Origin of the sequence: Pseudomonas brassicae (genome assembly GCF_010671725.1) — a bacterium.
Lineage (GTDB): Bacteria > Pseudomonadota > Gammaproteobacteria > Pseudomonadales > Pseudomonadaceae > Aquipseudomonas > Aquipseudomonas brassicae.
In genome coordinates this window covers 1-4114 of the sequence record NZ_JAAHBU010000345.1, presented here as the reverse complement: position 1 = coordinate 4114, position 4114 = coordinate 1, and the positions used below count along the sequence as shown (strand labels likewise).

General features: G+C 66.0%; 2 protein-coding genes and 1 pseudogene. All 3 read right to left on the bottom strand.

The window, feature by feature from the left end; translation table 11 throughout:
* Positions 1–652 precede the first annotated feature (652 nt).
* Positions 653–1423 carry an electron transfer flavoprotein subunit beta gene (gene etfB, locus G3436_RS21150; protein WP_163949106.1) on the bottom strand — a complete coding sequence of 257 codons (771 nt, stop codon included), beginning with the start codon at positions 1421–1423 and terminating at the stop codon, positions 653–655.
* A 15-nt stretch (positions 1424–1438) separates the two neighbouring features.
* Positions 1439–2658, bottom strand: a pseudogene (etfA, locus tag G3436_RS21145) (electron transfer flavoprotein subunit alpha).
* A partial coding sequence (gene dgcB, locus G3436_RS21140; RefSeq protein WP_163949104.1) for a dimethylglycine demethylation protein DgcB occupies positions 2658–4114 on the bottom strand: 1457 nt, incomplete at its 5' end. The pseudogene etfA and the gene dgcB, both read right to left, overlap by 1 nt.

The window sequence follows — 4114 nt, the reverse complement described above, 5'->3', positions numbered from 1 at the left end:
TTGCCAGCGAAGAGGCCGGATCGGGCGACCTCCAACCCTGATCTGTACAAAATCTGATCAACCCCCGCAAACCCCAGCCCCCGCTGGCCCATAACCCCTTCACGAACACTTTATCCACAGCCACACCCACAGCAATTGTGGGCAACCCCTGTGGAAAACCGCCTCTCCTGGCAAAACAATCCACAGCCACTAATTGGTCAAATAGTGATCAATTCTCTGTAAGCCTTTGAATACGTGGCTCACAGCACTGCGCGAACACCTTATCCACAGAGCCGCCAACAGACTTTGTGCGCAAGTTGGGTCCTGTGAAAAAGCGATGTGGATAAAACGCCAGAATGCCCATATTCAGCGGTATCCGGAGGTTTTACGGGTGCCACGACACGCTTTTGTACGTTTTTTGATCAACTCGCGCAAAGCCTTGCCTGCCGTGGCCTGCAGCCATGTCCGAACAGATTATCCACAGAGCCGCCAACAAGGATTGTGAGCAAAAGCGTGTGTTTGCCACCTGCCCTCCATAAAAAAACCACGGAAAATCCGTGGTTTACCTTGGTCACTATTTGATCAGAAGCCTGCACGCCTTGTGCCACGTGGCGTGCAGCCCTGCGCGCACACTTTATCCACAGATCCGCCAACAGACTTTGTGCACAACGCGTCAGCGCAGCACGCCCTCCTCCACCAGCAGCTTGAGAATCGCCTCGGCGCCCTCGGCCGGGCTGACCCCCTTGAGCACCTGGCCAGCGCCGCCACTGGCCTTGGCTGTGGCGGCTTTCATGCGGTCGGCACCACTCTTGGCCTTGATCACCTTCAGACGCTTGGGCCGTGGCTTGGCCGGCTGCAGCTCGGCACCTGTGAATAACTCATCGTCCACCACCTCGACCTGGCGCGCGGCCAGCACCCCGCGCCGCGCTGGGCCGAACGCACTCTGGCGTGGGGTTGGCGCGGCGTTGTCCACCGTGGCCAGCAACGGCAAGCGCACGTTCAGCCGACGCCGCTGGCCACGCGGCAGGGCCTGCAGCACCTGCGCCACGCCATTGTGGATAGATTCGACCTGGGCCAGCCCCACCACCAGCGGCCAGCCCAGGCGTTCGGCCAGCAGGAACGGCAGCATGCCCGAGCCCTCGCCGGTCTCGGCCTGGCTGCCGGTCAGCACCAGTTGCGCCCCGGCCTCGCGCAAGTAATCCCCCAGCACACCGAGTGCATCAGCCCCCGCTGGCTGCTCCAGCACGTCCAACTGCGCCAGGCCCATGCCCAGGTACGCGCGCAAGGCCGGCTCGTGAGGGTCGCCGGCATGCAGTACCTGCAAGTTATCCCCAGCCAGCTGCAAACCCAGCTCCACCGCACGCGCGTCCTGCTCGGCACGGCGCGTGCGGCCGGACGTGGGGTGTGCTCCAATCGATACCAGGCTGATGACCTTCGTGTTCATAACCGTCCCCTGCCGTTACGCCGCATCACGCTTGGCGCCATTGCGATAGTTGTCCACAGCCTCGATCAGCGCCTGCAGGATCGCTGCGCTGTCACCGATCACCGACAGGTCGGCACGTTTGATCATGTCGCAGCCGGGGTCCAGGTTGATCGCCACCACCTTGTCGCAGGCACCGATGCCCTGCAGGTGCTGGATCGCGCCCGAGATCCCCACCGCCACGTACACCCGCGCCGTGACCCAGGTGCCGGTGGCGCCGACCTGCCGGTTGCGCGGCATGAAGCCGTCGTCCACCGCCACCCTGGAGGCACCTTCGGTGCGCCCAGGGCGGCAGTGGCGTTGTGGAACAGTGTCCAGTCCTTGACCCCGTTGCCGCCCGACATGATGAATTCGGCTTCGGCCATGGCGATGGCAGCCGGGTCGACCGCCACCGGGCCGAGGTCTTCGATGCGTTGCAGGCTGCGCGCAGCAGCTGTGGACAACTCCACTGGCAAGGCTTCATGGCGGGTTTCGCTGACCGGCTCGGCGCACTCGGCGGCCGCCAGAATCAGCCGCGGCAAGGCGCGGCTCAGGTCCTGCTGGCCAGCCCCGGCGCGCGCGCTGCACAGGCCGTCCTTGACTTGCCAGACGCGTGTCGCCGGGCGCTCGCCGAGTACCGCGGCAAAGCGTCGGCCCAGTTCGCCGCCACCACTGCGGCTATCGGGCAGCAGCCAGTGACGCGGGTTGAACTGGTTATCCACAGCCCGCAAGCCCTGCACCCACTGCTCGGGCACGTACCCTGCGAATTCATCGCCGTCGATCTGCAACAGCCGGTCGACGCCGAAGGTGCCAAAGGTGCTTTCCTTGTGCTCGCCAAACACCACCGCCAGCACCGCGCCGTCATTGCCGGCCAGGCTGTGGGCCAAGCCCAGCACGTCGCGGTCATGACTGGTGAGGCGTCCGCCGACCATGTCGGGTACCACCGCAATGTAGAACGCCGGCGCTGCCACCTGATGCAGCGGCAAGACCACCGCGGCGGCAGCACTGCGCTTGCTCGCGCCGCCTTGCTGGGCGCCGCTGCGGTCGATGCGCTTGATTCCGTTGGGGCCGATGAAGCCCACTGCATGCGGGTTCTTGCGGATCACCCCGTTGGGGCCCATCCACTGTGTCTGTTGCGTCTGCATGGCCGCATGCAGCGGGTGCAGGCGGTTGCGTGCGATCCACTCGGCACGCGGGTCACGCCGGATGATGTCGCTCATCAGTGCACCTCCGCAGGTTCACGCTTGCTCGGCAGCGGTTTGCTCGCCAGCGGCGCCTCCAGCAGCGCGTCGGCCACCAGCTCGGCCAGGTCCTTGATCAACGGGCGCGGCTCGACCACGCCTTCGAGCATCGCCGTGCATTGCGGGCACCCCACCGCCACGACCTCGGCCGCTGTCTCGCGGATGTCCTGCATGCGCATGTCGGGAATCCGTTGCTTGCCGGGGATGTCGGTGATCGGCGCCCCGCCACCCCCGCCACAGCAGCGCGAACGGAACCCGGAACGCTGCATCTCGCGCACCTCGATGCCCAGCGCGCGCAACACCTCGCGCGGTGCCTCGTACTCGCCGTTGTAGCGGCCCAGGTAGCACGGGTCATGGTAGGTGACGCTGGCGCCGTTGTGCTGGCCCAGGTTGAGCCGGCCGGCGCCAATCAGTTCGGCCAGGTAGCCGCTGTGGTGGTGTACCTCGTAGTCGCCGCCAAAGGCGGGGTACTCGTTTTTCAGCACATGGAAACTGTGCGGGTCGCACGTCACGATACGCGCGAAGCGGTACTGCGCCAGGGTCTGGATATTGCGCCTGGCCAGCAGCTGGAAGGTCGCTTCATCGCCCAGCCGGCGCGCCACATCGCCACTGTCGCGCTCTTCCAGGCCGAGCACGGCAAACGACACGTTGGCCGCCTTCAGCACCTTGACGAAGGCGCGCAGGGTGCGCTGGTTGCGCATGTCGAAGGCGCCGTCGCCGACCCAGAACAGCACCTCGGTGTCATGCACCTCGCTCAGCACGTCAAGGTTGAGGTCGGCCGCCCAGTTCATCCGTCCGCCGGGGGCGAAGCCGCCAGGATTGTCGGTGGCGATCAGGTTGTCGAGCACTTCGGCGCCCTTGTTGGGCGTGGCGCCTTTTTCCAGGGTCAGGTGGCGGCGCATGTCGACGATGGCATCGACGTGCTCGATCATCATCGGGCATTCCTCGACGCAGGCGCGGCAGGTGGTGCACGACCACAGGGTCTCGGCGTCGACCAGCCCGTTGACGATCGGCTGGTGCGGGTTACCGGCATGTTCGCCGACGGGCTTGCCGGGGTACGGGCTGCCGGCGAACTTCGCGTCGGTGCCGCCGGCCAGGCCCACGACCATGTCCTGGATGAGTTTTTTCGGGTTCAGCGGCTGGCCGGCGGCGAACGCCGGGCACGCGGCCTCGCACTTGCCGCATTGCACGCAGGCGTCAAAGCCGAGCAGTTGGTTCCAGGTGAAGTCTTTGGGTTTCTCCACGCCCAGCGGCGCGTGCGGGTCGTCCAGGTCCAGCGGCTTGAGGCCGGTGGAGCGGCCACCGCCGAAGCGCTCGGCACGGCGGTGCCAGGCCAGGTGCAGGGCACCGGCAAAGGCGTGCTTCATCGGCCCGCCCCAGGTCATGCCCAGGAACAGCTCGCTCACGCCCCACAGCACGCCCAGCCCCAGCAGCG

What these genes read in the sequence shown, in the direction of transcription:
- etfB (WP_163949106.1), bottom strand. Translation starts at nt 1,423, where the DNA reads ATGAACACGAAGGTCATCAGCCTGGTATCGATTGGAGCACACCCCACG.